1 protein-coding gene is annotated in these 855 nt (G+C 34.4%); it reads left to right on the top strand.

All coding sequences use genetic code 11. The features are described from left to right. Positions 1 to 262: 262 nt before the first annotated feature. Positions 263 to 613: a hypothetical protein gene (locus JMX92_RS13370; protein WP_201546159.1), complete on the top strand. Its 351-nt coding sequence runs from the start codon at positions 263 to 265 to the stop codon at positions 611 to 613. Positions 614 to 855: the final 242 nt, after the last annotated feature.

Below are 855 nucleotides of genomic sequence, written 5' to 3'. Positions count from 1 at the left end.
TCTCGAACTCAGAAGTGAAACATCGTCGCGCCAATGGTAGTGTGGTTCGCCCATGTGAGAGTAGGTCATCGTCAGCTCCCTATACCTAAAAGCCCCCATTCATCCGAATGGGGGCTTTTTCATTTGCTGGCTTCAATGCTAAGACTATATGAGATTTTACATCTTAAATAAATTAATAGACTGTTTACTAATGCTTTATATATAATATTAATTTAGCTTAACGTACATTTAATTATATTATTGATATAGAAAGGATCGCTTGATGAGAATAAAGCATATTATATCTATTACTTCGCTGCTTTCTATTACACCTTTAGCAATGGCAAGTATAAGTTGTGATAAAAATTCATTGAATAATCTAGGATGTACTGATGCATCAATGTATCAAACTGACTCATTAGATGCGCCCAGTAATAAGAAAGGAGTTGAATGGCTTGCTAATCACTTTGGCAAAACTCGAAGTGATGATAGCATTACATATGGTAAAGATTCTCTTGTTGCTACTGCAGATAATAAGGCAAAACACTGGCAACAAGAGACACTTAATAGCGATAAAAATAATGATAGATCTGTATGTCGTATCAACTCTTTTGGCATGACCATATGTAATTAGCTAGGTTGCTAACTTAACCTGGAATTTGCAAGTAATTGAGGTTGACCTATTGCTCAAAGTCTATATAATACGTCCCTAAGTTAAGGAAACTATTTGAAGATTGTTCTAAATTAACAAAAAATCAAATAAAACGAAAAAAGCCCTTGACTAAGAAAATAAAGCGTCTATAATACGCACCTCATCGGGACAACGGGATTGATAATCGATAAGATTTAGAGGTTGTTACCTAACGAATTAAAACA

Source organism: Psychrobacter sp. H7-1 (assembly GCF_904846585.1).
Lineage (GTDB): Bacteria > Pseudomonadota > Gammaproteobacteria > Pseudomonadales > Moraxellaceae > Psychrobacter > Psychrobacter raelei.
Note: the sequence above shows the minus strand (reverse complement) of the source record. Positions and strands in the feature narration are given on the sequence as shown.